Consider the following 24,588-nt stretch of genomic DNA (forward strand, 5'->3'; position numbering starts at 1 on the left):
GCGCGCTACTTGCCCAGACGTGCGGCGGGATCTACAGCGATCCGCCGGCGACGGTGGGTGCGCCCGAGTCGGCCGTCACGCTGGTGTTCATCTCACGGGCGACGAACTGCTCGAGATCGAACAGGTTGTGGCCCGCGCGATCGGCGATGTTGAGCAGCGTCTTCATGCTGGCAACTTCCTCGACCTGCTCCTTGAGGAACCACTGCATGAACTGCTCGCCGAGGTAGTCGCCCTCTTCGCGTGCGGTGCTCGCCAGAGCGATGATCTGCTCGGTGACGGTCTCCTCCTGCGCAAGCGCCAGGGCGATGGCCTCACGGGGATCGGTGAAGACGGACTTCGACGCGTCGACGCCGGTCAGCTCGACCGTGATGTCGCGATCGAGGAAGTACTGCACGATCATCATCGCGTGGTTGCGCTCTTCGACCGACTGCGCGTAGAAGTGCTTGGCCAGCTGCGGCAGATCGACATTCGCGAAGTACACAGCGGTGGCGATGTACTGCTGCGAGGCGTTGAACTCGTTGCGAATCTGGTCGCGGAGAAGTGCATGGAACTTGGTGTGACTGGTTTCTTTGATGTCTACGCTCATGACGAGGACAATATGCCTGGTCAGAGGCGTTGTCATCCAAGTCGAACCTTATTGAGGCGAACGTAGCCTAATACAGTGAATCCTAAATGTCCGCTCTGAGCAGGGCGCAAACTACGCTCTTCCGGCTTCTTTCGGGGCATTGGTGGCGCGGATCACCGTCGAGCCGATCTCGCGTGCGACGTACTGCTCGATGTCGAACAGGTTGGTTCCGGCCCGGCGAACGATGTTGAGCAGACTCTGCATCGCCGCCACCTCCTCGACCTGCTCGGTGAGGAACCAGTGGATGAACTGCTCGCCGATGTAGTCGCCTTCGGCCCGGGCAGCGCGCGCGAGCGCGGTGATCTGCTCGGTCACCGTCGACTCCTGAGTCAGTGCCAGTTCCACCGGTTCGACGACCGACCGGAATGCCGTCACCACGTCGTCGATGCCCGACGCGTCGACCTCGAGCCGATTGTCGATGAGGAAACGGATCATCATCATCGCGTGCCGACGCTCCTCGGCGGATTGAGCGTAGAAACGCGTGGCCAGCTGCGGTAGATCGTTGCGATCGAACCACACCGCAATGGCGACGTACTGCTGCGAAGCGGTGAACTCGTGCCGGACCTGGGCGCGCAGAAGGTCGTGGAACGACGTACCGGGGGCGGCGGGCTGGGCAGACGGCGATGTCATGGTCCTCAACCTACAACCCAGGGTCGTTCCGCAGGCTCCGCTTCCGCCCACCGCTCACGCCTGCCGATCAGGGGCCGCCGGTCAGCAGTTCCGGCGGGATCTCGCGATCCTGTGCGATGGCGTCGAAGAATGCCGGAGCGCGAGTGTCGTCCCACAGCAGAACGTTTCCGACGTCGGAGTCCTGGAATCCGCCGACCGGCACCGTCGTGGTCATCGGGCCGCTGCGCATCGCCCAGGCCAGCGCGGCGAGGTTCCAGATGTGACCTCCCTCGTCGACGCTCAACGACGATACGGTGTCGGACACCAGCGGCCACAACCGCAGTGGGTTGAGGAAAGTCGAAGCGCTCGTTGCCTTTTCCAGAAGGGCCGACATGAACGCGCGTTGATTGTTCATGCGGTCGATGTCGGCCAGTGCCGTCGCGCGGGATCGCACGAATCCGAGCGCCTCGGCTCCGGTGAGATCCTGACAACCGGCGGCAATGTTGATGCCCGCCAACGGATCGTCGATTGCATTCTGCACGCACACGTTCACTCCACCGACCGCGTCGACGATCCCGGCGAAGCCACCGAATCCGATCTCGGCGTAATGATCGATGTGCACACCGGTTGCACCCTCGACCGTCTGTACCAGCAGTGGCGGCCCACCGAATGCGAAGGCCGCGTTGAGCTTGTCCTGGCCGTTGCCCGGAATCGACACGTACGAATCGCGCGGCAGGCTGACCATCGTCGGCGCGCCGCTGCCCTCGGGGATGTGAATCAGAATGATCGTGTCGGTGCGGCTCGGGCCCACCTCGCCGCCGGTCGCGAGCGCGGCTTCCTGCTCCGGCGTCAGGCCGGCCCGCGAATCCGACCCGACGAGAAGCCAGTTGGTGCCGGGGGTGTCGCCGATGCGCCCGGGATACGAGGTGAGGGCGTCAACGCGCGTCAACGAGCTGTCGACGTAGTAGACGACACCTCCGATACCCAGCACGAGAACCAGCAACACGATCAGGAAGCGTCGTCCCCAGCGTCGGCGCCTGCGCGGCTTCGCCGCTTTCGGTGGCCGAGAATCACGTTGCGGCCGAACAGGTTCGGGGCGACGTAGCGCCCGCTGCGCAGGCGGTTGCCTGCGCTCCTCGGTGAACGGCTCCGGCTGCTGACGCGGCGCGTATCCGGTGCGACCCGGTGGATCTTCCTGCGAACGTGAGTACTGACGCGTCGAATTAGCCGCATCCGCTCGAGCCGGATTCGACTGTGCTGGATACGACTGTGCTGGATACGACTGTGCCGAACGAGGTTCGGGTGCCTGCGACCAGGCCTGCTGAGGGCTGTCGCGTGGAACCGGTGTCGGCCGAGGTGGCCCGTCCGGCCCGGGAATGGGGCGGCCGTCGCGTCGGATGAACTCGGTACCCTCCGGCGGCGGCTGGCCCGGTCGATACCCACGTGGGGGCGGCTGTCGGCCGGGCGGCGGGCGGTTGGGCCGTGGCTGGGGCGGCTGTTGCCCGGGTGGCTGCTGACGGGGTCGCGGTGGACCCGGAGGCTGCTGCGGGGGTGGACCTTGCCGGGGCGCGGGATCGGTACGACCGTGCCGGCCGGGCGTGGATCTGTCCGCCGGCGGCGTTCGGTTCGGTGGCGGCGTTCGACCGGGAGGCGGCGTGCGCCGGTCCGGCGCGCCGTGCCGTCCGTAGCGATCGTCGTCGTTCACGGATCGACTGTAACCGTCGTCGCGGAAACAGCGGTCTTACTCGACGTCCGATTCACGGGAGCCACGACAGATGTTCGCGTAGGAGGGCGTAGCCGACGAAGGCGACGATGTCGATCAGAGCGTGCGCGATCAGCAGGGGCCACAGTCTGCCGGTGCGCTGCCAGTAGCGGCCGAACACCAGGCCCATGAGGAAGTTCCCGACACCACCGCCCACACCTTGATAGAAGTGATAGCTGCCGCGCAGCAGCGACGAGCACAGCAGGGACGCGTTCTCGCTCAGACCGAGTCTGCGCAGGCGAGAGATCAGGTACGCCACGACGATGATCTCCTCGGCACCGGAGTTGGCCAGCGCGTACAGAATCAGTGCGGGCACGCGCCACCAGTGGTCGTCGAGGGCGCTGGGAACGACGTTCAGGTTGAACCCGAGGGCGTTGCCCACCAGATACAGCGCCAGCCCGGGCAGCCCGATCAGTGCGGCCAGTCCGACGCCGTGACCGAGGTCGATCTTCAGCCGCGGACGGGCCAGCCCGATCGCTCGTGGTGCGAGATCGGCTCGCCACAGCAAGTACAACCCCAGGGCACCCCAGGCGCACAGACGCAGGATGCTCAGCAGCTGGAACAGCAGATCGATCAGGCTGAAACTCGACCGCGAGGAGTTCAGCGCCACGGTCTGATCGGACAGGGCAGCGGTCTGCAGCGCGTCCTCGACGAGCGAGAGGATGCTGCTCATACCGCTCAGGCCGAACGTCACCAGCAGGACGATCGCGACCTCGACCTTGATGGTGGTGCGTTCGCGGGCATCGGGCGGCGGAGCCGTGCTCGCGGGCGGCGGCGGCGTCAACCAGCTCTTGAAGTCGATCACCGCACGAGTCTGCCCTGTTTCGTGCAGTGAGGTGTCAGCCGCGGGCGCGCAGTCCGTTCAGGAACGGGCAACCGGCGAGAACGCGCAGCGCTCGACTGAGGGAGAGGACGTCCTGGACGGGCTCGGTGAATCCCAGCCGGACGTCGTTGTCGCCGCATTCGCCCTCGATCCGCAGTCGAATGCCGTAGCGATCGATGCCCAGCGGCCGGATTCGACCCTGCCGCAGCGACGGCGGGAGGCGTCGGGCCAATTGGGCCAGCAGGTCCGGGTGGTCGGCGTCGAGGTGCTCGAGCCAGCTGGTCTCCATCTCCCAGAAGGGATCGGGTTCGGCGGCCAGCAGTGTGTCGACGTCGACCGGCTCCGCTCCGGTGCTGTCGGCGACCACGGCGGAGGTGACGATCAGACGCATCAGCGAGGTGGTGTGGCCGACGTCGAGCAGGGCCGGATGCGGATGCTCGGCGGCCACCGCTCCGGCCATGGGTCGCATCAGCGATTCCGGAACCGGACGTAGATCGCCCCGAAGCCACACCAACGACCGCACCGGCTCACGCAGGGCGAGCGGCGCGTGATCGGTCAGTTCGAGGACGGCGGGCGTTCCGGCACGGGAGGACTGCCCGGTGACCGCACTGTCGAGGGAGTCGGTGGGGACGGCGAGGATCATCTCCCCGTTGGGACGAAGGTGGTGCAGGGTCGTGATCACCGGGCCGCTGCCGTCGATGGCCAGGGCTGCGCCCTCGGCGCGCATGCAGGCACTGCGCACGCGTTCGGCGGTGGTCGGTCCGGTGGTGGTTGCGCCGAGCATGGGCTCCTCCGATGCGATCGGTCAGGCGAGTAGGTGAGGCAAACCTAAGTTAGCGCGGTGTGGCGAGGATCGCAAGACCCAGGCCACGTGAGTGGAGCCTGCGGAACGACCCAGGCCCCGGGAGTGGAGCTTGCGGAACGACCCAGGCCACGGGAGTGGAGCCTGCGGAACGAACCAGAGCCGGGACTACCGTTGAGGCGTGCCGATTCCGCTGACCCTCGGTGTGCCACACCGACCCGACCCGAACGCGCTCGTCCACGGACTGCTGCAGCCGATCTGTGCCGACGCCCACTCGCTCGCCGCTGCCCCGCGTGGATCCGAGTACGGCCCGCCCGTCGTGCGGGCTTCGACCCTGCTCGAACTGTCCGAATCGGACGACCTCGGGCGCATCGCGGTGCACCTCGACATCGACCCCGACGAGCTCCGGGCCGGTAGGACCGGCGGCTACGAGGCCGTACGGTTCCACGTCGACGCCCCGGTCGAGCACCTCGCCGATGCGCTCGCGCTTCGGTTGCCCTCGCCGTTGGTCGTCTTCCCGATGTTCGACGCGATCGACGTGGCCGAGACCGCGGAGGCCGTCGTCCTCGCCCACCGGACTCCGGGGATCGACGTCGGCGACACCCCACGGCGCATCGCCGACGTCCTGGCGGTGGTCTCGCACGCCGATGTGGGCCTCGTCGCCCGCGCCGAGTCCGGCGACGATGTGCTCGCGATCCTTGCTGCGACGGTGGCGTCGCTGCGCGGGGACGACATCGCCTCGGCCCTCGCCGCTCCGAACGTCGCCGGACTGCGGGCTCTCATCCCCGAGGCGGCCGAGGCGGTGCGCGAGGTGCTGCTCGGAATCGAGATCGCCGACGCTGCTGCCGCCCGCGCCCGGCTCGTCGACGTCGGTTTGATCGCTTCACGGACGTCGGCAACGTAACCTCGAGGCGTGCCTCGCATCGCTTACTTCGGCCCATCGGGAACGTTCACGGAGATGGCGCTTGCTCAGTTCGAGAGGCTCGGAACGTTCGGCGCAGTCGGTCTGGACGGGGCGGTCGAGCGGATATCGGCGTCGAACCCGCCGTCAGCGCTCGAGGCCGTGCGATCGGGTGCGGCCGACGCGGCCGTGGTCCCCATCGAAAGCTCCATCGAGGGAGCGGTTCCACCGACGCTCGACGCGTTGTCGGAGGGCCGCCGGTTGCAGATCGTCGCCGAGACCGAGATCGAGGTGGCCTTCACCATTCTCGGCGGTCCCGGTGTCACTCTCGATTCGGCCCGCACGGTCAGCGCCTACCCGATCGCACTCAATCAGGTGCGCCAGTGGCTGCAGGCTGCCATGCCCGACGCGGTGGTGCAGTCCGCGTCGTCCAATGCCGGTGCAGCGGAAGACGTTGCGGCCGGAATGGTCGATGCCGCGGTGTCGACGCGGCTCGCCGGTGAGCGTCTGAAGTTGCCGCAGTTGGCCGACGGGATCATCGACGTGGAGGGCGCAAGGACTCGCTTCGTGCTGGTGACCGCGCCGCAATCGGTGCCTGCGCGCACCGGTGCCGACCGCACCTCGGTGGTGCTCGAGCCGCCGAACGATCCGGGCACACTGCCGGCAGCGTTGGCCGAGTTCGGAATTCGCAACATCGACCTCACGTTCATCGAATCACGGCCCACGCGTTCACGATTCGGAACGTACAGGTTCTTCGTCGACTGCGCGGGTCACATCGACGACCCGCTCGTCGCGGAGATGCTGGCCGCATTTCACCGCAAGATGCCCCTGCGGTTTCTCGGATCCTGGCCCACCACAACGGGAACGGGCGGATCGGTACCGCCGCCGATCGACGAACATGTGCAGTGGGTAGCAGACGTTCGTGCCGGACGCGGTGATCTGTGATGGGCAAACTGATTCTGGTCCGGCACGGTCAGACGACGGCCAACGTCGCGAAGGTACTGGACACCTCACCGCCGGGAGCCGAACTCACCGAGCTGGGGCACCAGCAGGCCGAGGCCTACGCGCAGACCTGGATCGGACGCCCACCCGCGGTGCTGGTGTCCTCGGTTGCGTTGCGCGCCAAGCAGACTGCCGGCTACATCGAGCGAGCTACCGGGGTTCCCCTGCTGGTGACCGAGGGAATCCAGGAGACCTTCGCGGGAGATCTGGAGGACCGCGACGACCCGGATGCGCACCGGGAGTTCACCGAGATCTTCAGTCGCTGGCACGCCGGAGATCTGGCGGTGACCGTGCCCGGAGGCGACAGCGGACATTCTGTTCTGGAGCGCTATGTCCCGGTGCTCGACGGCCTCCGCGCGCAGTACCTGGGTGACGACACCGCAGGCGACGTCGTCGTCGTCAGCCACGGTGCCGCAATCCGATTGGTCGCGGCGGTGCTGGCCGGCGTCGAGGGCACGTTCGCGGCCGACAACCATCTCGACAACACTCACACCGTCGAGCTGCTCCCGCTGCCGGACGGCGGATGGTCCTGCGTCCGGTGGGGCACGTTCCTGCCACCGTTCGAGGGCAAGGGCAGCGACAAGGCCGACAACCCGATCAGCTAGCAAGAAGGCCCTGTGCCGATGCGATCAGCTCGGCCAGCGCAGCGGTCACTCTGCGATCCGTTGCGCCGGTCAGTGAACTCCACGACGTGCCGTCGGCGGCGAGGGCGGAGGTGGCGAGGATGCGTCCGGGTCGGGTGTCGAACAGGGCGACCGGTCTGCCGGCCACATGGCGGGTGCCGTTGCTGCGGGCCACGGCCGTGATCTCGGTTCTGCCTGCGCAGGTGGCCATCGCCGACGCCAGAGCCGCGGCGCGGTCGGGCGCTATCCCGATTCCGCGTAGCCGAGACGCGGTTGCTCCGACGTCGGCCGGTGCCGCATCGAGTGCTTCGGCCAGCAGATCGGTTGGCGCGTTGATGCTGCCCGGGTCGAACGACGCAGCCGAGCCGATCGACGACGCGAGGTCTCGGGCCGGATCACCGTCGACGGCGCGGATGGTGACCACGTCGTCTCGCCGCACCGCCGACACCGTCATCCGACCGTCGGATGCAACGCAGATCCGAGTGGCCGGAACGGGCTCGGCACTCTCGACGTCGAACACACGGACCGAGACGTACCAGCGAGGTTGTTCGAGAACTCGCATCCACTGCCGAAGATCCTCGTGGACGCGGCCGCCGGCCGACAGTCCGGCCGAGTCGAGGGAGCGGCGGCCACGTTCCAATGCGGAATCCCGCGCAGCTGCGTCGTCGAAACGCGGGAACACGTTCAGGACGACGGGTAGCTCGGCGATCGACAGTTCGTCGACCAAGAAATCCATCTCGTCCGCACCGAGTGAGGCGATCGGCAATGTGTGGCCCACCGGCACGGTTCCCAAGTCGATCAACGGCCGTTCCCGTTGATGTCCGGCACGGTCGGATCCGCGCCGATGACGGACGGCGCGACGGTGCGGCCGTCCGCGAAGTGCTCGAACTGCTTGAGGTAGTCCGGGGTCTGGTGTTCGTCGTCCTCGGCCTGCCCGCGCGTGCCGGATGCCGGGGCGCCGGCCGCGCCCGTTCCGCGCTGGGCGAGACTGCCATCGGTCGAGGTGGGTGCGCCGAACGCCGTCTGACCGCTCTGAACAGCGCCGGCCGGCATCGAGCCACCACCTCCTGGCCCCAACGTCGAACCAGGAAGTCCGCCGCCACCGCCGAGCCCACCTGCTCCACCTGCGCCGGCGCCGTACGACACCGGACGCGTGGACGCCGGACCGACGGCTGGAGATGCCGAAACGCCGGGCGCGAATCCACCGCCGGCCCCGATGCCACCGGACAGTGCACTCGACCCGATGTTGGACGCGGCGGTGGCCACGGTCGAGACGCCGGTACTCGCGATGGAGGTGGCAGCACTACCGATCTGACCTGCCGCCGCGGCAACACCGGGATTCTGGGTTGCGGCCATCAGGCCAGCGATCGCGGCCTGAACCGGCGATGTCATCAGCGCGCCGTCGGCGAATCTGCCGAGGCCGGTGCCGGAATCGGAGACGATGGCCGGCGGCCGGTCGAACGTGGTCTGGACGATGCGGTGCGAGGAGACCAGCTCGAAGCCCTCCATCACCATCGCGGCGCGGATGTCGAGCAGTCGATCGGCCACCTCGGCCGCCTCGTAGCTGCCGTTCATCACGCCACCCGTCGAGGCGGCGGTGACCTTGGCGGCCTGCACGGCTCCGATTTCGACGAGCGAGGGCATGGTCGCCAACGCGACACCGTACGAGGTGCCTGCCGCCGGGGCCTCGACAGAGAGCGCCGCGGCCTTGACTGCCGTGGCGGCGGTCCAGGTCGCGAAGCGGCCGAGCGCAGCCTGAGCGAGCAGTGCCGACTCGCCTTCCCAGCCTGCGGTCAAAGCCGCGGTGACGGCGGCGATACTCGCCGATGCCTCGGTGAACGCCGCAGCGACCGAACCCCACGCACCGCCGGCGACATGCAACGGCACCGGTCCAGGACCGAGCAATCTCGTCGAGTTTCCCGTCGCCGTGCGTGGCAGCCACACCACACCTGTCACTCCGAGCGTCATCTGATGGCCCCCATGATGTTCGAGCGTTGTCTGCTGCGGTCGAGTTCGGTGCGTCAGATGCCGGGTAGGCCGGGCAGGCCCCCGGCGGTGTCGTCGTCGGTGGCCACGTAGTCCGCGGCCTGTTTACGCAATTCCTCGGCTGCCCGGTGCAACTCCGAAATACCCTGTGCTGCAGCGGGTCCGAAGGTATCGGCCGCAGTGCCGAAGAATCGTTCGGTCAGCAATGACACCTCGTCAGTGCCCGGTGGTAGCGGCCGCACGGGGATTGCCGTCGCAGTGACAGCTGCCTGCAAGCGAGCGGCGACGGCATCGAGTTCGGAGGCGGCGAGCTGCAGTGCCACCGGATCCACCTTGATGACGGTCATGAGCCACGCTCCTTGATCGAAGAACTTTGCGCTGTCGGTAGGTAGGACGCCGCCGTGTTCGGTTCGGTTCCCTCGACGCGAGAAAAATTCAGACGAACTTCCGGGCCACCGAGCCCACAGTCCATGCGCCGCCTCGACGGCTGGCCGCCGTGCGCGTGAGCGGGGAGACGTCGATGCGCCAGAACGAGGACACCGGGGCCGCCAACACCAGCACCACCACGGCTCGAACGACGGCAGGAGAGGTCACCGCCAGCGTGCGGCCAGGCGTCGATCCGACAGCACTCAGCCACGTCTCGACGCGAGAGAACAGCGCGACGACGGACTCGCCACCCGGCGGAACGAACGCCGGATCGCCCAACCAGGCCATCGCGTCGGCGTCGGGCAGATCGGTCATCTCGAGACCGGCCCACCGGCCGTAATCTATGTCGGCCAACGCGGGTTCGACCGAGATGTCCGAGCCGAAGATGCGCGCCGTGGAGACCGAGCGGGTTTCCGGGCCGGACAGGACGCGGTCGGCTCGGGGAATGTCGGTCACTGCGGCAAGGTCCCGCAGACCTGCGTCGTCGAGTGGTTCGTCGCCGGGAAACCGGCCGGTGCGCATCGCGTCGGTTCTGGCGTGGCTCACCAGGATCAGTCGGGTCACGGGCGCAGTCACTGGGTCATTGTGGCGCAGGCACCGTGTGGTTGTGGCGCAGGCACCGTGTGGTTGTGGCGCAGGCACCGTGCCATTGGGGCATCGAGCTGCGGTGGATCGGGACAGCGATTGACACAGCATCGCGTTCGGTGCCACAGTTCGCAGGTTAGACGCGATGTACGCAGGTAATCCGGTGAAAATCCGGAGCGGTTGCGCCACTGTGATCGACGTCGGGCATATGTCCGAATTCGAGAGTCAGAAAACTCGTTCATCGCATGGCCGTCCCCGTTTTCGAGCGGGGACTACGGGACGCATATCCCAGAAGGACACACCATGGCAATCATTCACGCACCCAGTAATACGACGGAGTCGGCTGCCCTTGCCGTCATCGTCGCCGCAACGATTCTGCTCGCTTTCGTCGTGCTCTACCTCGTCGGTTTCGATCAGGGCGCGATCTCCCGCAGTGGCATGTACATGCACGAACTGATGCACGACGGCCGCCACCTGCTGGGCCTGCCATGCCACTGACCGACACACACGGCCCGACGCTGCAGGGCACCTTCGTCCAACTCCTGGTGCGAGGTCTGCTCGCCGGACTCCTCGCAGGCCTGCTCGCCGGAGCCGTCGCCTACGTCGTCGGTGAACCGCACATCGACTCGGCCATCGCCATCGAAGAAGCAGCCGGTGACGACCATCACACCGACAGCGCCCCTGCCGCACATTCGCACGGGGACCAGGACCCGCTCGTCAGTCGCGACGGACAACGCGTCGGACTGTTCCTCGCCACCGGACTCGCAGGCCTTGCCCTGGGCGCGATCTTCGCCTCGGCACTGCACTACGGGCGACGCTTCAGCTCCCTGCCGGGATCGGTACTGGCCCTCGTCGGGGCCGGTGCCGGATGGGTGGCCATCGAAGCGGTGCCGTTCTTCAAGTACCCGGCCAACCCGCCCGCGGTCGGCGATCCGGAGACCATCACCCAGCGCACCTGGCTGTGGCTGGCGACCGTGATTCTCGGTGTGCTGGCCGTCGCGATCGGGATCTACATCGCCAAGGTGGTCGCATCGCAGCATTCGGTGGCGATACGCGTCGGCGCGCCGCTGCTCGCGTTCCTGGTCATCGTCGGCATCGGGTACGCACTGTTGCCCGGTGTGAACGAGGTCGGCTCGGACTTCCCCGCCACCCTGCTCTGGGAATTCCGACTGTCGTCCCTGGCCACCCAGGCGACCCTGTGGCTGACTCTGGGACTGGCATTCGCGTTCCTCACCGACCGCGCAGTACGCCCGATCCGCCGCGAGGCCGTCGCGGCGTAGCCCGGTTCTGCGTCTATGGACCATTGCACCGTTCAGACGTGTGCAAAGTGCCATTGACGCAGTGTGGCCGGCAAGGTCGGCCGGGGTGAATGGACCATTGCACCGCTCAGACGTGTGCAATGGTCCATTCACGCGTCCGGGGGTGAGCGGTGCGAGGGTGAACCGGTCGAGGGTGAGCGATCCGGGTGAGGGGGAGTGAGTGAGCTCAGCCGAATCCGAGTTGATGCAGTCGCTCGTCGTCGATGCCGAAGTGATGTCCGATTTCGTGGGCGACGGTGATCGCAATTTCTCGTCGGGCCTCGTTTTCGTCGTCGACCATCTCGAGGATCGGTTTGCGGTAGATGGTGATGACGTCCGGTAGGTGGCCGCTGTACTCGTAGCGTTCGGTCAGTGCGATGCCCTCGTACAGTCCGAGGATGTCCTCGGTGGGGTGTTCCTCCTCGACGAGAACCACCACGTTGTTCATGAAGTCGGTGAGTTCGCGCGGCAGGGTGTCGAGTGCGTCGGACACGGCTTCCTCGAAGTCGACGCGCGTCATGTGGGTGGGAATGTCACCCTCCGGTGGTGATCGGGGCGGCACCGGGCAGTGGTGTCGGCAATGCGCGGCCGTCGGGAGCGGAGGGCGGCGGGACGGGAGCTGCACCGTTGATGAGGATGTCGCCCTTGGCGGTACCGACGATGGTCGCGAAGCCGCCGGAATCGAGTTCCTTGCCCACCGAGCACGTCACCTGCCTGCTACCGGCGAGCCAACTTGCGACGTCGATGGTGTCCCAGAACAGGGTGAGCGTCTTGTCTCGCAGTGCGGTGTCCGAGCCGAGGTAGCCATTGACGGCGTCGGTGCACGTGGCTTCCAGGTATGCGTCCTGGTCGGCCTCGGACGGGTGTCCGCCGGGGAACTGCTGCGTCAGGTTGATCACCGACGCCACCTCGTACGCGTGCGGTGCCGAGCAGTCCACCGGATCGGCAGGCACGTTCTGGTTGATGCCGACGCAGGTGCCGGTCGGCCAGACCTTCGACTGGTCCTGGTCGAGAATCGAGCCGGTCATCTCCATCAGCGCACCGGTGTTCGACGGCATCTGCACTCCGCAGCGCAATGTCCGCTCACCCTTGGCCCACCCGGCCTGGCTGGGGAACATCAGCCCGACGCCGAAGCGTCCGTTGGGATCGAACTTGGCTCCGACGTAGTCGTCGACGGCGGCCTCGCAGTGTTCGTCGCGCAGTTCGCTGAACCGGATGGAACCGGGATACGGCGACCCCGGACCGAACTCGACGCCGGGGTAGACGCTCATGTCGATGTCGCGAGCCACCTCGAAGCGATGGGGATCGGCGCAGGGAACTTCGGCGAGATCCTGTCGGTCCGTCTCCGGATCGTCGGTGGGCGTCCACTGCAAGCATGCGCCCGGATCGGCGGCACCGAAGGACGACGCCGAAACGGGGCCATCGGTCGCAGGCCCACCGGCCGTCGCATGGGTGGTGATCTTCTCGGGCGTCGAGAACCCGTCGGAGAGAAAAACCGTCGCGCCCGCGGCCAGCACCGCACCGACCGCAACCATGGCCAGCCCGCGTCGAGCTGTGGTTGCAGACAGTGTTCGCCGAGACTTCTCGCTCGGCGGAGAGTCTGTTTCGTATCCGGACATCACCCTCCATCATGCCCGAGTATGTTCGGTCCTCATGAGCGACCCAACAGGTGACGACGACCTCAGCGAGCTCGCCGGCCGACTGTTCACGATGGCCCGCACCGGTGACGCGGCCGCTCTGGCGAGTTACGTCGACGCAGGCGTTCCGGTGAATCTGCACAACGAATCAGGTGACACGCTGGTCATGCTCGCCGCGTACCACGGACACACCGATGCGGTGCGTGCGCTGGTCGAGCGCGGTGCCGATGTGAACAAGCCCAACGACAAAGGGCAGACCCCACTCGCGGGCGCGGTCTTCAAAGGTGAGGACGACGTGGTGCGCGTGCTCGTCGACGGCGGAGCCGATCCACACGGCGGTCACCCGTCGGCAATCGATGCCGCCACGATGTTCGGACGCGAGGACTACCTGGGGTTGCTCGGCAAGTAAGGTTCGTTCTCGTGATCGACCTGAAATTCCTCCGCGAGAATCCCGATGCAGTGCGCGCCTCGCAGCGCACCCGAGGCGAGGACCCCGCTCTCGTCGACGCACTTCTCGATGCCGACGCCTCCCGCCGCGCTGCGGTGCTGGCGGGCGATCAGCTGCGCGCCGAGCAGAAAGCGTTGGGAAAGCAGGTAGGCAAGGCCTCCGCCGAGGACCGTCCCGCGCTGCTCGCCGGAGCGTCGGAGCTCGCTGCCAGAGTGAAGGCGGCCCAGGTCGCCGAAACCGAGGCCGACGCAGCCCTCGACACGGCCCATCGCGCGATCTCGAACATCGTCCAGGACGGCACGCCCGCAGGCGGCGAGGACGACTTCGTGCTGCTCGAGACCGTCGGGCAGATCCCGGAGTTCGATTTCGAGCCCAAGGATCACCTCGACCTCGGCGAGTCACTGAACCTCATCGACATGGAACGTGGAGCCAAGGTCTCCGGCTCGCGCTTCTATTTCATGACCGGCTACGGCGCGCTGCTGCAGCAGGGATTGCTGCAGCTCGCCGCGCAGAAAGCCGTCAAGAACGGGTTCACCATGATGATCCCGCCGGTGCTGGTGCGGCCGGAGATCATGTCGGGAACCGGATTCCTCGGCGCACACGCAGACGAGATCTACCGCCTCGAAGCCGACGACCTCTACCTCGTCGGCACCTCCGAAGTAGCCCTCGCGGGCTACCACTCGGGTGAAATCATCGACCTCGCCGACGGCCCGAAGCGGTACGCCGGATGGTCGTCGTGCTTCCGCCGCGAAGCGGGCAGCTACGGCAAGGACACCCGCGGCATCATCCGAGTGCACCAGTTCGACAAGATCGAGATGTTCTCCTACATCAAGCCCGAGGACGCAGCCGCCGAACACCAGAAGTTGCTGGAATACGAGAAGGAAATGCTCGCCGCCGTCGAGGTGCCCTACCGCGTCATCGACACCGCAGGCGGAGACCTCGGCTCTTCGGCAGCTCGTAAGTTCGACTGCGAGGCCTGGATTCCCACCCAGCAGGCCTACCGCGAACTGACCTCGACCTCGAACTGCACGACGTTCCAGGCCCGACGCCTCGGCGTGCGCTACCGCGACGAGAACGGCAAGCCCCAGACCGCGGCGACGCTCAACGGCACCCTCGCCACCACCCGCTGGATCGTCGCGATCCTCGAAAACCACCAGCAGGCCGACGGCACCGTCCGCGTCCCCGAGGCCCTGGTGCCCTTCGTCGGAACGGATGTTCTGCGCTAGTCGGGTCGTTCCGCAGGCTCCACTCCTGCGCTAGTTGGGTCGTTCCGCAGGCTCCACTCCTGCGCTAGTCCGGTCGGCTCAGGCGATATCGCCGATGCAGTAGCCCTCGCCGCCGATGGCCAGTACGAACGTGCGGTTCTGGTACACCCCGGATGCGTCGATGATGTCTGCGTTGACCTGGGTGTAGATGCCGTTCTGCCCGGTGACGAACACGCTGTCGGGGTCGAACGAGGTGATGCCGGGCAGGATGTCGGGATTGTCCACCAGTGGCGGGGCAGTGGGAACGCCGGTCCCGAGCGCATCCCAGGTCCGACGGCCGTCGCACACGATCGGGTACGTCTCTTCCACATCGCCGAGGTTGACCGGAGTCCCGGCGAGACGTCCCAGGTAGCGATCGACGGTGTAGACCGCGTCTGCCGCGTCGAACACGGGGGCGGTGCCGGTGGGGTAGACGGTGGGGCACGCGTAGCCGGACGCGATCTCACTGCGCTTCACGCTGACCGTTGCGGTGGGCCCGGTCCAGGTGACCGCGTACTGGCCGTCGACGCCGGGGGCGGCAACGGCAGCGAGGATCGCTGCGGTGTCGACGTACATCGTCGGAATGTCGGTGGGCGGAACCGTCCAGCACCGCACCGTGACGACGCCGATTCCGCCGCCGGTGAGGTCGCCCACGAACGGACGCAGCGCCATCGCGGCAGCGGGGTTTCCGGGAACCTCGCCGACGGGTGGGCCTGGCGGGATCGGTGGGGGCGTCGCGGTGGTCGCGGAGGCTGTGGTCGGAGTTGTCGTCGACGCCGCTGTCTCGGTGGTGGTGCTCGAGGCTCCGGACTGTTCGGACGGCAGTCCGACTGCGGAATCACAGGCTCCCACCAGCGCGAGCGTTGCGATCAGCGGCAGCGCGGTCCGGACGACCCTGGTCCGCCGTGGTGGTGCCGCACTGTTCTTCACGTCGTTTCTCCCCCGTTGCTTTCGACCGGACCTGTCATCTCCCGGACCTTTTCTCCGACATCGTCCACCGACTACGCTAACGGACTGTGGAACCCGTCTATCGATCAGTCATCGGCATCGCTCGTGCAGTGTTCGCGTTCGAGGGCCTGAAATTCGACGTCGAGGGCGAGGAACACATCCCTGCCACCGGCGGAGCCGTCATCGCCGTCAACCACACCGGATACATGGACTTCACCTACGCCGGGCTACCGCCACGACGGGTGAAGCGCTACATCCGATTCATGGCGAAGAAGGAAGTCTTCGACAACAAGATCTCCGGCCCGATCATGCGTGCACTGCGGCACATCCCCGTCGATCGAGGGGCCGGTGCGGAGTCGTACAAGTCGGCGGTCCAGAGCCTGCGCAACGGTGAACTCGTGGGCGTGTACCCGGAGGCAACCATCAGCCGCAGCTTCGAGATCAAGGAATTCAAGTCCGGCGCAGCGCGCATGGCCATCGAGGCAGGCGTGCCGATCATCCCGACGGTCATCTGGGGCGCGCAGCGCGTGTGGACCAAGGGATACCCGAAACGGTTGGGCCGCACCAACACTCCCATCTCGATCGCCGTCGGTGAACCGCTGCCGCCGGTCGGTCCGCCGAACGAACTGACCGAGAAGCTGCGCACGGTGATGCAGAAGATGCTGCTCGAACTTCAGGAGAACTATCACCACGAGCCAGGGGCCTACTGGGTGCCTGCGCGATTGGGCGGCAGCGCACCGACCCTCGAAGAGGCAGACAAGCTCGATGCCCAGGACCTCGCCGCGCGTGCGGCCAAGCGGGCCGAATAGAGCCACGCGATGAACCTCCGTGGTGAACAGGTCGTGTTGCGGCCCGTCACCACCGAGGATGTGCCGGAGCTACGCCGAATACTGCACACCCCCGAGGTGTACGCGCGATGGGGCGACGAGGACGCCGACGAGAACTGGCCGTTCGACAACCCCGACGAGAAGCGTCTGGTCGTCGAATTGGATTGCGCACCAGTGGGATTGATCCAGTACGGCGAAGAGACCGATCCGATGTACCGGCACGCGTCGATCGATATCTTCCTCGACCCGGCAGTGCACGGCCGCGGCGTCGGAAAGGATGCCGTGGGCACGCTGGTGCGGTACCTGACCGCCGAACTGGGGCATCATCGTGTGGTGATCGACCCCGCTGCCGACAACGCGGCAGCGATAGCCTGTTACAGCGCAGTCGGATTCGAGCCGGTCGGGATCATGCGTCGATACGAGAAGGGCCCGAGCGGCTGGCACGACAGCCTGTTGATGGACTTGATCGTCGAGTAGCTATCGGTGGTTCGCCGGAGTGGAGCCCGCGGAACGACCCGTGGGGCCAGGAAGTGTCAGTCGGAACCGCGCGCCGGTAGGCCCTGCGGCACAGACGAGTTCGCCGCCATGAGCGCGCGCCAGTGTGCGCGCTATGGACAACCCGAGCCCGACGCCGCCGGAAGAACGGTCACGCGCAGCATTCAGCCGCACGAGCCGTTCGAAGATCCGCTCACGATCGGCTTCGGCGACACCGGGACCGTCGTCGTCGACGGTGACGAACGCCTGTGAATCGGTTCCTGTCGTCACTCGGACGCTACCGTCCGGCGGCGTGAAGCGAGCGGCGTTGTCGAGTACGTTCGACAGAACTTGCTCGATGCGGCCGACGTCCACCCTGACCGGCACCGGTTGCGAGGCGTCGACCTCGAACCGGACCTGCGGGGACAGCAGTGCAGCACGCTCGACGGTGCGTCGGACCACGTCGGCGAGATCCGCGTCGGACAACTCCAGCTCCGAAGTGTTCTCTGCACGAACGGAATCGAGCATGTCGCCCACCAGGCGCGAGGCCCTGGCGGACTCGCCGACCAGCAACTCGCTCCACCTGCCGACCCGATCGGGGCGGTGCTCCGCGTCGCGCTGCAACGACTGGGCCAGCGCCGAGATCCCGGCCACGGGTGTGCGCAATTCGTGTGCCGCGTCGGCCAGGAATCGGCGCATGTCCTCCTCTGCCCGACGCGCCGACTGGGCTGCCGCAGCTTCCTTGCGCTCGGCATCCTCGAGGGCGTCGAGCATCTCGTCGACGGCCGATGCGGTGCGGCCCAGGTCGGTCTTCGGCTTGGACGGCAGTAGCCGTCGCCCTCTGTCGCCGTTGGTGATTCGGCGTGCGACCGACGTCATCGAGTCCAGGGGGGACAAGGCGCGCCTGACCGCGTAGATCAATGCGGCGGCGGCCAGTAGCAGAGTGACTGCACCGGCACCCACCATGAGAATGCGCAATTGTCGGCGCACATCTGCGATCGCGGTGGTGTCGCCGAGCAGTGACAGCGTCGATCCATCGGGCAGGGGCTCGGTGATTTCCAACGAATCCGACGGCGGGGCAGGAGGATCGGGTGGACCGGGAGGGCTGGGAGCCTTCGACTGGCCGGCGGGCGGAGCCGGGGTCGCGGGCCTGATATCCGGGCCGGGCGGTCCGCTGCCGGGTACGCCGTATACCGTGCCGTCCGCGGCGGTGACGCGAACCCGGATGGCGTCGCCCTGCAACGCCTGCACCAGATCGCCGGGCCCGACGCCGCTGTCCACCAGCTCGACCGCACGGGATGCCCTGTCGGTCAACCGAGCCTCCAGATCACGCCGAAGCTGTTGACCGAGAACGACATCGACCGACGAACCGACGATCACCAGCAATATTGCGAACAGCACGACGACGGTGGCGACCACGCGGGTACGCAACGAGGGCGTGGGTGTGCGGTTCACTGCGGGGCCCGCAGAGCGTAACCGAGGCCGCGGACAGTGTGGATCAACCGTGGCCCATGGGCTTCCATCTTGCGACGCAACGCACTGATGTGCACCTCCACCAGGTTGCCGTCGTACGCGCCGTAGCCCCAGACCGATTCGAGGATGGACGTTTTGGAGACCGTGCGTCCGCGCTGCGCGACCAAAAACGTCGCCAACCGGAGCTCGGTGGCCGTCAGGTCGAGGACGTGACCGGCGCGCGTGACGACCCCCGCGGATTCGTCCACCAACAGATCGCCCACTTGGATTGCGTCCGAGGATCTGCCGCGTCTACGCAGCACCGATCTCGCTCGCGCGACCACCTCGTCGAGCTGAAACGGCTTGACCACGTAGTCGTCTGCGCCGTCGCTCAATCCGCGCAGGCGGTCCTCCAACTGATCCTTCGCGGTGACCATGATGATTCCTGCATCGCTGCTCTGGCGGACGACGTCGATCAACGCGAACCCGTCCCGCGCACCGGGCAGCATGACGTCGAGAATCACGACATCCGGGCGAAAGCCTGCCATCGTGGTGTCGAAGTCGTCACCGTCGGGCAAGGACGCAGCGGTGAATCCCGCGTCCTCGAACGCGGCCACCAGCGCCTCTCGGATGGGTAGCGAGTCCTCCACCACCATCACCCGGGGAGCGGAACTGTATGTCATGCCTCGATTGTCACCCACCAGCTGAAGTGATCCTGAAGATGCGGCCGGCTTCAGGGTGACTTCAGCTAGCGGCGGCAGGGTCGATGACAGACCGAAACGAACGACAAAGACTCGAACAAGGAGTGAACGTGAACGATCAGACTCAACCGATCCCCGCCGCATCGAACCCGGAGCCAGTCCCCGGGAACGCGGTTCGAGAGACCCAACCGAAGCGGTGGAAGGGACGGGTTCCGATGGTGGCGACGGCCGCAGCGGGACTCGCAGTAGGAGCGCTGGTGGCGTCGGCAGTCTTCGCTGCCACCGGTCCGGACGTCTCACCCGGAGTCTCCTCGGTGGCGTCGTCGTCGACCCTCGGACAGCGGACCGACGGCGGTGGCGGGTCGGATGTACCTGCGGTGCCGGCAACCCCGGACTCCGGTGACGGATCGACGGTGCCCGCCGCTCCTACACCGCCAGGATCTGCGGACGGCGCAACTCCTCCGGCACCGGCGGACGGGGCCACTCCGCCTGCACCGCCCGCCGGGGGTCCGGGCAAGGGTGCACCGGGTGGACCAGCTGAAGGTGGCCCGGGTGAGGGTGGCCCGGGCAAGGGTGGACCGGCTCCTCTGTGCGCCCCGGCTGACGATGCGACGCCGCCTGCTCCGGCTGACGGTGCGACGCCGCCTGCCCCGGCTGACGGTGCGACGCCGCCTGCCCCGGCTGACGGTGCGACGCCGCCTGCTCCGGCCGACGGTGCGACGCCTCCTGCTCCGCCCACTCCGGGTGCTGAGGGCGACGGCATGACACCGCCTGCTCCGGCCGATGGCGCGACTCCGCCCGCACCGCCGGCAGCTCCCTCGGGTTCCTGAATCAATCTCTTCCAGCCCCGCACCGTGTTCTCGGTGCGGGGCTGGGGTCGTCTGTGGGCTTGTGTGGTGCGCGGGTCAGGCGATGTGGGGGCCTGCTCGGGCGTGGGATGGTCGGGGTTGTCGGTACGGGTCGACGGTTGCCGGTGGGATGAACCAGGGGTGGTTGTCGGTGCCGATGAAGACTTCCCAGTCGGAGTGGTGGAGGAGTCGGTGGTGGAATCCGCACAGTAGGACGAGGTTGTTCATGTCTGTGGGTCCGCCGTCGCCCCAGTGCCGGATGTGGTGTCCTTCGGTCCAGGCGGCGGGTTTTCCGCAGCCGGGGAAAGCGCAACCGTGATCGCGGGCGATGAGGGCTTTGCGTTGTTTGGCGGTGACGGTGCGTGCGGTGCGGGCGAGGTTGATCGGGGAGCCGTTCTCGTCCATGACGATCGCAGTGAGGACGCAATCGCAGGCGAGTTGGAGGGAGGTGTTGCGGGAGAGTGGTCCCATCCAGGGGAGCCACCCGACGGTGGTGCCGTCGCCGAACAGGTCCCTGTATGTGCCGCGATCCGTTGCACGGCGGTCACTGCCACTGCCACTGCCGTTGTCCGGCTCGGTTGGTGCGTCGTCGATGATGGGGCTACCGGTGTTGATGTCGACCGGATCGCCTGCTTCTGTGTCGGATTCGGCTGCAGCGCGCGTGGTTTCGTCGTCGGCGATGTCGTCTGGGTCGGCATTGTCGCGGAGGTCGGTGAGATCGCGCAGGGTGATGTGCAGGTTCAGGTGCGGGCGTTCACCGCCTTCGATGGGTCGATCACTCGAGGCAAGGTACTGGTCGAGGATGTGTCCGAAGGCGTCGGCTCTGCGCCGGGCTGGGCTGCGATCGTCTCCGGTTTTGGGTGTCTCGGCGCCGTCGGCGGCGGGTCGTGGTTCGGTCAACGGTGAGAGTGCGGTGAGCAGCTTCTCGCCGGTGATCGCATCGAAGTCTCCTCTGAGTACCAGCCGCCCGTTCAAGGTCTTGGAGGCGAAGAATTCGTTGCGGTCGGTGTCGTCGGCGGGTGGTGTCTTTCCGCCGTAGGTGTCGTGGAGTTTGGTGATCGCTTCCCGGATGCGGCCTGTGCGTGCTTCGGGTCCGGTGGCAGCGGTGATCATCGCTTTCCGGGCTATGTCCTGGCCTGCTGGGGGGAGGTTCTTGGGTGGGGTTTCGGCGAAGGTAAGGATCAAGGCGGCGTGGTCGACGGTGATGCTGCCGGTGTTCACGGCGTCGGCGATGTCGGGGAAGTTCTTCAGTCCGCGGGCGAGGGCGACGATCTTGGTGGCCTTGGACGGTGAGAGCAGGGTGGTGGATGTCAGCCAGCCGGCGGGGCCGGGGAAACCGAGCTTCTCCCGGCTCACGCGGGTGTCGATCTCGGCGACGAGGGCGATGCGGCGGGCCTCCAACAACTGAATCTGGTGGGAGACCGCGGCGGCGTCGGCGAGGAGTTCACTCTCGCTCAGTTGCCAGATCGCTGCGGTCATGGGAGCAAGTGTATCGAACGCGCGTTCGACTGGCAACCATAGTGCAACCGAAAACTATTGTCCTGCTTAACTATTCGCTATCCAGAACCTGTCGGTGGGGTGTGGTATCGGACCGCCACGCCGTCGTACGCGTGCGATCTGCCGCCCTTGCGGCTTACCCGTACGCCCTCGGGCAGTCGATCACCGACGCCTGAGGCGTCGAACGGTCCGCACCAGATGTAGAACTCTGCCGCATCACGCACTACCCATCTATAGACGGGGAACCGTCGGCAGAAGATGTCCGCGTCGATTCCTCTGTACGACTGGAATCCGCGGGTGCGTATCTCGAACGAACTGGTACTTCAGTCCGTCATATCTTCGGATGAACTATCAATCAGCTTCTCTGGCAACACGTTCCAGTTCATCTCGGTAGGCGGCCCACCATGCTGCGTCGCCGTCGGTCATGTTTTCGTTCCCCAGTCGCAACCCGACGGAATCGTCGATGAGCTCGCGCACGATGTCTGCATGCCCGGCATGTCGATTCGTTTCGATGCACACATGCACCAGAACACGGTGCAACGTGACTTCCTGCTTCTCGGCGGGCCAGTGCAGTACGCGTCCGACGGTGTCGAGGTCGTTCGATTCGATGGTCTTGTCGGCGTGAAGCCAGGCCTCGCGATACAGGTCGACGATGAACTCGGAGGGTTCATCGGCGGCGGCCCACATATCGGAGTTCGCTTGCGCGACAGCTGATTTCTCCAGTTCGGTGAATCGGGCCGGGAATTCGCGGCCGAAGGTGAGGCCGAAATAGCCGTACTCGACGATCGCCAGGTGCTTGATCAAGCCCAGGAGATTCGTCCCAGTCGGCGTCATCGGCCGTCGTTTCTGGTACTCGGTGAGACCGTCGAGCTTCCACAGCATGTTCTCGCGGGCGATCCGCAGGTACTGGTGCAGCTCGTCTTTCATGCTGGTCGGCTCGCCCACGCTCGTCAGCTCACCGACGCGTGCCAGACCAGAGCGGCAGCCAGCGCGCCGAGTCCGTTCAACGACCAGTGCAGGGCGATAGGGGCGATCAAACTTCCGCTACGGCTGCGCAGCCACGTGAACACCACACCCGCCGCCGCAGTGGCCACCACGGCCAGCGCTATACCGACTATCTGCCCGAACAGCCCGCCGCCGAGAAACCCGCTCAGCCCCACGTTGCCCGCCGTCAGCCCGAGCGACGACGCGATGTGCCACAGACCGAACAGTAGAGATCCTGCAGCGAACACGCCGCGAGCTCCGTAGATGCGTCCCAACGTGCCGTGCAGAACCCCGCGGAATGCGAGTTCCTCCGGGATGACGGTCTGCAGCGGAATGACGATCATCGACGCGACGATGGCGGCGGATACGGTTGCGTATCGGTCGGCCATGAAGAACGGCCGAGTCAGCGGCAGCAACGCACCGATCGCGACGACGGTGAGGACGATCCCGACGGCTCCGAGTGCGTACAAAGATCCGGTCTTCCACTGCTTGGGAGACAGTCCCAGTTCGGCCCACCCCAGACCGCGACGGTTCGCCAGGACGACCAGCAGGACAGCGGCGATCGGAACCGTCGCGATACTGGCCCACACCGTGGTGAAGTGCGCGATGAGGTTGGTGCCCACGAGTACGAGGACGACGATGGCGACGTCGAGGTAAGCGTGGAAGGCGCGTCGTGGCGCCACGCTCCCGGCCGTGTTCACAGCAAGCATTGGAGCGAGTGTACTGGCGTCAGCTGAGAGCGCCCGGTGAATCGAGGCTTCGGTCGAGGCCTTTGCGGTCGTAGATGCGGGTGAACACCACGCCGAACACGAGCCCGATGAGCAGTCCGAGCGACGTCATCCCCACCGAGTGCAGCAGGCCTGCGTCGAGTGAGGCGTTGAAGTACAGGATCGAGCGGGTGCCGAGGAAGATCTGATGCATCGGCTCGAACTGCGCGAGCCAGGTGAAGAGCCGCGGGCTGGCTTCGAGGGGAATGGTGCCACCCGAGGAGGGCAACGCCAGGATGATGAACACGATCAGATTGATCAGCAGTCCTGCCGTGCCGAACGCGGACATCACCGCCAATGCCGTGATGCCGACCGCGGTGATCGCGAACGCGCCGTACATCCACAGGGTCCAGGCGTGGGTGATCGGCATACCGAGCAGATGACTGATCAGCAGATACAGGGCAGACACCAGCATGGCCAGTACGACCATGACGAGCCACTTCACGAGCAGCGTCCGGAAGCGGTTGATCAGGGTCGGTCCGCGATGGATGTACTTGGGACCGATCTCTGTGGGCGTGAATCCGAGTAGGCCGTCGACGAGTGCGCTGACGATGGTCGCACCGGTGAAGCCCGCCAGGACGAGCAAGAGCGCGTAGTAGAAGGCGGACAGGCCACCGCCGGTGCCGTCGGGCAGAGGATCGTATTGCGCAACGATCACATCGATCGGCTGCGCGAGGGTGAGAGCACTTGCACCGGCGAGCTGAGTCTCGCCGAGCTGTTGGCGTACCTGTTCGGTGATCTGCTGTCCCACAGTTTCATTGACCGACTCGAACGCCGGTGTTGCGACACCGGTCACGAGTGACATTCCGAAACTGCCCGCACGTGGGTTGGTGTAGACCGTGATGATCGGCTTCTCGACGTCCCCGGGAATCACGCTCGCCTGAGCGAGGATTCCCATTCGCTTGGTGAAATCGCTGGGAATGACGATGGAACCGTAGGCCTCGGCCGTCGACAGCAGCGATTGTGCCTGCGCCGGTCCGACTTCCCTGAAATCGACCTTCTCCGGATCGACGTTCTGCAGCAGACCCTCGACGATGTCGTTGCCTATGTTGCGTTGCTCGCCCGCGAGGGTGTCGCCCTCGTCCTGGTTGACGATCGCGATGGGTAGGTCGTGCAGATTGCCCCTGGGGTCGAGCACGCCGCCTAGATACAGCGCGGCGAGAAACGACATCAGGGTCGAGACCACCAGGATGGGCGCGAGCCAGAAACGCGGCGAACGAAGGACGTCGGCCATCGACCGAGGGGTTCTGTCGGAGGTCACCGCATCAGTGTCGCAAGTTCGGCTCCCGTGTGCGCGGTAGTTCGACTCTTGCTACGAG

General features: G+C 66.4%; 28 protein-coding genes. 10 read left to right on the top strand and 18 right to left on the bottom strand.

The window, feature by feature from the left end:
* Positions 1-31: 31 nt before the first annotated feature.
* The 5 genes from NY08_RS18405 to NY08_RS18425 form a co-directional block, all read right to left on the bottom strand.
* Complete coding sequence (locus NY08_RS18405; RefSeq protein WP_032396487.1) at positions 32-586, bottom strand: ferritin; 555 nt, start codon at positions 584-586, stop codon at positions 32-34.
* A 111-nt stretch (positions 587-697) separates the two neighbouring features.
* Positions 698-1,255, bottom strand: coding sequence for a ferritin (locus NY08_RS18410; RefSeq protein ID WP_032396468.1), 558 nt, complete (start codon positions 1,253-1,255; stop codon positions 698-700).
* Between the two features lie 67 nt (positions 1,256-1,322).
* Positions 1,323-2,633 carry an LCP family glycopolymer transferase gene (locus NY08_RS18415; protein ID WP_442970847.1) on the bottom strand — a complete coding sequence of 437 codons (1,311 nt, stop codon included), beginning with the start codon at positions 2,631-2,633 and terminating at the stop codon, positions 1,323-1,325.
* Positions 2,634-2,991: 358 nt separating this feature from the next.
* Positions 2,992-3,801, bottom strand: coding sequence for a CPBP family intramembrane glutamic endopeptidase (locus tag NY08_RS18420; protein WP_045197955.1), 810 nt, complete (start codon positions 3,799-3,801; stop codon positions 2,992-2,994).
* Between the two features lie 34 nt (positions 3,802-3,835).
* Positions 3,836-4,603: a DUF2470 domain-containing protein gene (locus NY08_RS18425; protein ID WP_032396466.1), complete on the bottom strand. Its 768-nt coding sequence runs from the start codon at positions 4,601-4,603 to the stop codon at positions 3,836-3,838.
* Positions 4,604-4,802: 199 nt separating this feature from the next.
* Here NY08_RS18425 and NY08_RS18430 point away from each other — a divergent pair, with 199 nt between their 5' ends.
* From NY08_RS18430 to NY08_RS18440, 3 genes are read left to right on the top strand one after another with little or no spacing between them, the layout of a single operon-like run.
* The gene (locus NY08_RS18430) at positions 4,803-5,525 is read left to right on the top strand and encodes a hypothetical protein (protein WP_045197957.1); all 723 of its coding nucleotides are present in this window, start codon (positions 4,803-4,805) and stop codon (positions 5,523-5,525) included.
* 9 nt (positions 5,526-5,534) lie between these two features.
* Positions 5,535-6,467: a prephenate dehydratase gene (gene pheA, locus NY08_RS18435; protein WP_045197959.1), complete on the top strand. Its 933-nt coding sequence runs from the start codon at positions 5,535-5,537 to the stop codon at positions 6,465-6,467.
* Positions 6,464-7,129, top strand: a complete 666-nt coding sequence (locus tag NY08_RS18440) for a histidine phosphatase family protein (RefSeq protein WP_045197960.1) — start codon at positions 6,464-6,466, stop codon at positions 7,127-7,129. The genes pheA and NY08_RS18440 overlap by 4 nt, the downstream gene beginning before the upstream one ends.
* On the opposite strand, the gene NY08_RS18445 is transcribed toward NY08_RS18440, so the two are convergent.
* The 4 genes from NY08_RS18445 to NY08_RS18460 all read right to left on the bottom strand — a co-directional run bounded on the left by NY08_RS18445 (position 7,122) and on the right by NY08_RS18460 (position 10,135).
* The gene (locus NY08_RS18445) at positions 7,122-7,949 is read right to left on the bottom strand and encodes an ESX secretion-associated protein EspG (protein WP_045197962.1); all 828 of its coding nucleotides are present in this window, start codon (positions 7,947-7,949) and stop codon (positions 7,122-7,124) included. The two genes, NY08_RS18440 and NY08_RS18445, sit on opposite strands and share 8 nt — an antisense overlap.
* Complete coding sequence (locus NY08_RS18450) at positions 7,946-9,115, bottom strand: PPE domain-containing protein (protein WP_052683870.1); 1,170 nt, start codon at positions 9,113-9,115, stop codon at positions 7,946-7,948. The genes NY08_RS18445 and NY08_RS18450 overlap by 4 nt, the downstream gene beginning before the upstream one ends.
* A gap of 53 nt (positions 9,116-9,168) precedes the next feature.
* On the bottom strand, positions 9,169-9,480 hold the full coding sequence (locus tag NY08_RS18455; protein ID WP_032381057.1) for a PE family protein: 312 nt from the start codon (positions 9,478-9,480) through the stop codon (positions 9,169-9,171).
* An 88-nt stretch (positions 9,481-9,568) separates the two neighbouring features.
* Complete coding sequence (locus tag NY08_RS18460; protein WP_144407395.1) at positions 9,569-10,135, bottom strand: histidine phosphatase family protein; 567 nt, start codon at positions 10,133-10,135, stop codon at positions 9,569-9,571.
* Positions 10,136-10,447: 312 nt separating this feature from the next.
* Between NY08_RS18460 and NY08_RS18465 the strand changes: the two genes are divergently transcribed.
* Both NY08_RS18465 and NY08_RS18470 read left to right on the top strand, forming a co-directional pair.
* On the top strand, positions 10,448-10,642 hold the full coding sequence (locus NY08_RS18465; protein ID WP_032396459.1) for a CbtB domain-containing protein: 195 nt from the start codon (positions 10,448-10,450) through the stop codon (positions 10,640-10,642).
* Positions 10,633-11,424, top strand: a complete 792-nt coding sequence (locus tag NY08_RS18470) for a CbtA family protein (protein ID WP_045197964.1) — start codon at positions 10,633-10,635, stop codon at positions 11,422-11,424. Before NY08_RS18465 ends, NY08_RS18470 begins: the two co-directional genes overlap by 10 nt.
* Before the next feature lie 205 nt (positions 11,425-11,629).
* Here the strand turns inward: NY08_RS18470 and NY08_RS18475 are convergent, their stop codons facing one another.
* Both NY08_RS18475 and NY08_RS18480 read right to left on the bottom strand, forming a co-directional pair.
* Complete coding sequence (locus tag NY08_RS18475) at positions 11,630-11,962, bottom strand: metallopeptidase family protein (protein ID WP_082073870.1); 333 nt, start codon at positions 11,960-11,962, stop codon at positions 11,630-11,632.
* Between the two features lie 13 nt (positions 11,963-11,975).
* Positions 11,976-13,061, bottom strand: a complete 1,086-nt coding sequence (locus NY08_RS18480; protein WP_045197966.1) for a septum formation family protein — start codon at positions 13,059-13,061, stop codon at positions 11,976-11,978.
* A 34-nt stretch (positions 13,062-13,095) separates the two neighbouring features.
* On the opposite strand from NY08_RS18480, the gene NY08_RS18485 reads away from it, so the two are divergent.
* Together NY08_RS18485 and serS are read left to right on the top strand one after the other, a co-directional pair.
* Complete coding sequence (locus NY08_RS18485; protein ID WP_032396456.1) at positions 13,096-13,488, top strand: ankyrin repeat domain-containing protein; 393 nt, start codon at positions 13,096-13,098, stop codon at positions 13,486-13,488.
* Positions 13,489-13,499: 11 nt separating this feature from the next.
* Entirely contained in the window at positions 13,500-14,753 is a 1,254-nt protein-coding gene (gene serS, locus NY08_RS18490) for a serine--tRNA ligase (RefSeq protein WP_045197968.1), read from the top strand.
* A 78-nt stretch (positions 14,754-14,831) separates the two neighbouring features.
* Here serS and NY08_RS18495 read toward each other — a convergent pair whose 3' ends face one another.
* Complete coding sequence (locus NY08_RS18495) at positions 14,832-15,701, bottom strand: hypothetical protein (protein WP_045197970.1); 870 nt, start codon at positions 15,699-15,701, stop codon at positions 14,832-14,834.
* 86 nt (positions 15,702-15,787) lie between these two features.
* Between NY08_RS18495 and NY08_RS18500 the strand changes: the two genes are divergently transcribed.
* Positions 15,788-16,528, top strand: coding sequence for a lysophospholipid acyltransferase family protein (locus NY08_RS18500; RefSeq protein ID WP_032396453.1), 741 nt, complete (start codon positions 15,788-15,790; stop codon positions 16,526-16,528).
* A gap of 9 nt (positions 16,529-16,537) precedes the next feature.
* Positions 16,538-17,023, top strand: a complete 486-nt coding sequence (locus tag NY08_RS18505) for a GNAT family N-acetyltransferase (protein WP_045197972.1) — start codon at positions 16,538-16,540, stop codon at positions 17,021-17,023.
* Here NY08_RS18505 and NY08_RS18510 read toward each other — a convergent pair whose 3' ends face one another.
* Entirely contained in the window at positions 17,024-18,475 is a 1,452-nt protein-coding gene (locus NY08_RS18510; RefSeq protein ID WP_045197974.1) for a sensor histidine kinase, read from the bottom strand.
* Positions 18,472-19,155 (bottom strand): response regulator transcription factor, encoded by a 684-nt coding sequence (locus NY08_RS18515; RefSeq protein ID WP_235386961.1) that lies wholly within the window; start codon positions 19,153-19,155, stop codon positions 18,472-18,474. The genes NY08_RS18510 and NY08_RS18515 overlap by 4 nt, the downstream gene beginning before the upstream one ends.
* Positions 19,156-19,283: 128 nt before the next feature.
* Between NY08_RS18515 and NY08_RS25915 the strand changes: the two genes are divergently transcribed.
* On the top strand, positions 19,284-20,003 hold the full coding sequence (locus NY08_RS25915) for a hypothetical protein (protein ID WP_144407396.1): 720 nt from the start codon (positions 19,284-19,286) through the stop codon (positions 20,001-20,003).
* A 75-nt stretch (positions 20,004-20,078) separates the two neighbouring features.
* Here the strand turns inward: NY08_RS25915 and NY08_RS18525 are convergent, their stop codons facing one another.
* From NY08_RS18525 to NY08_RS18540, 4 genes are all read right to left on the bottom strand, one after another.
* Positions 20,079-21,500: an HNH endonuclease signature motif containing protein gene (locus tag NY08_RS18525; protein ID WP_045197977.1), complete on the bottom strand. Its 1,422-nt coding sequence runs from the start codon at positions 21,498-21,500 to the stop codon at positions 20,079-20,081.
* Positions 21,501-21,869: 369 nt separating this feature from the next.
* Positions 21,870-22,445: a DinB family protein gene (locus tag NY08_RS18530; RefSeq protein ID WP_045200746.1), complete on the bottom strand. Its 576-nt coding sequence runs from the start codon at positions 22,443-22,445 to the stop codon at positions 21,870-21,872.
* Positions 22,446-22,468: 23 nt separating this feature from the next.
* A complete protein-coding gene (locus NY08_RS18535; RefSeq protein WP_045197979.1) occupies positions 22,469-23,212 on the bottom strand; it encodes a CPBP family intramembrane glutamic endopeptidase in 744 nt (247 codons plus the stop codon).
* A gap of 19 nt (positions 23,213-23,231) precedes the next feature.
* Positions 23,232-24,503: a YhgE/Pip domain-containing protein gene (locus tag NY08_RS18540; RefSeq protein WP_045197981.1), complete on the bottom strand. Its 1,272-nt coding sequence runs from the start codon at positions 24,501-24,503 to the stop codon at positions 23,232-23,234.
* Between the last annotated feature and the right edge of the window lie 85 nt (positions 24,504-24,588).

It is taken from the genome of Rhodococcus sp. B7740 (assembly GCF_000954115.1).
Lineage (GTDB): Bacteria > Actinomycetota > Actinomycetes > Mycobacteriales > Mycobacteriaceae > Rhodococcoides.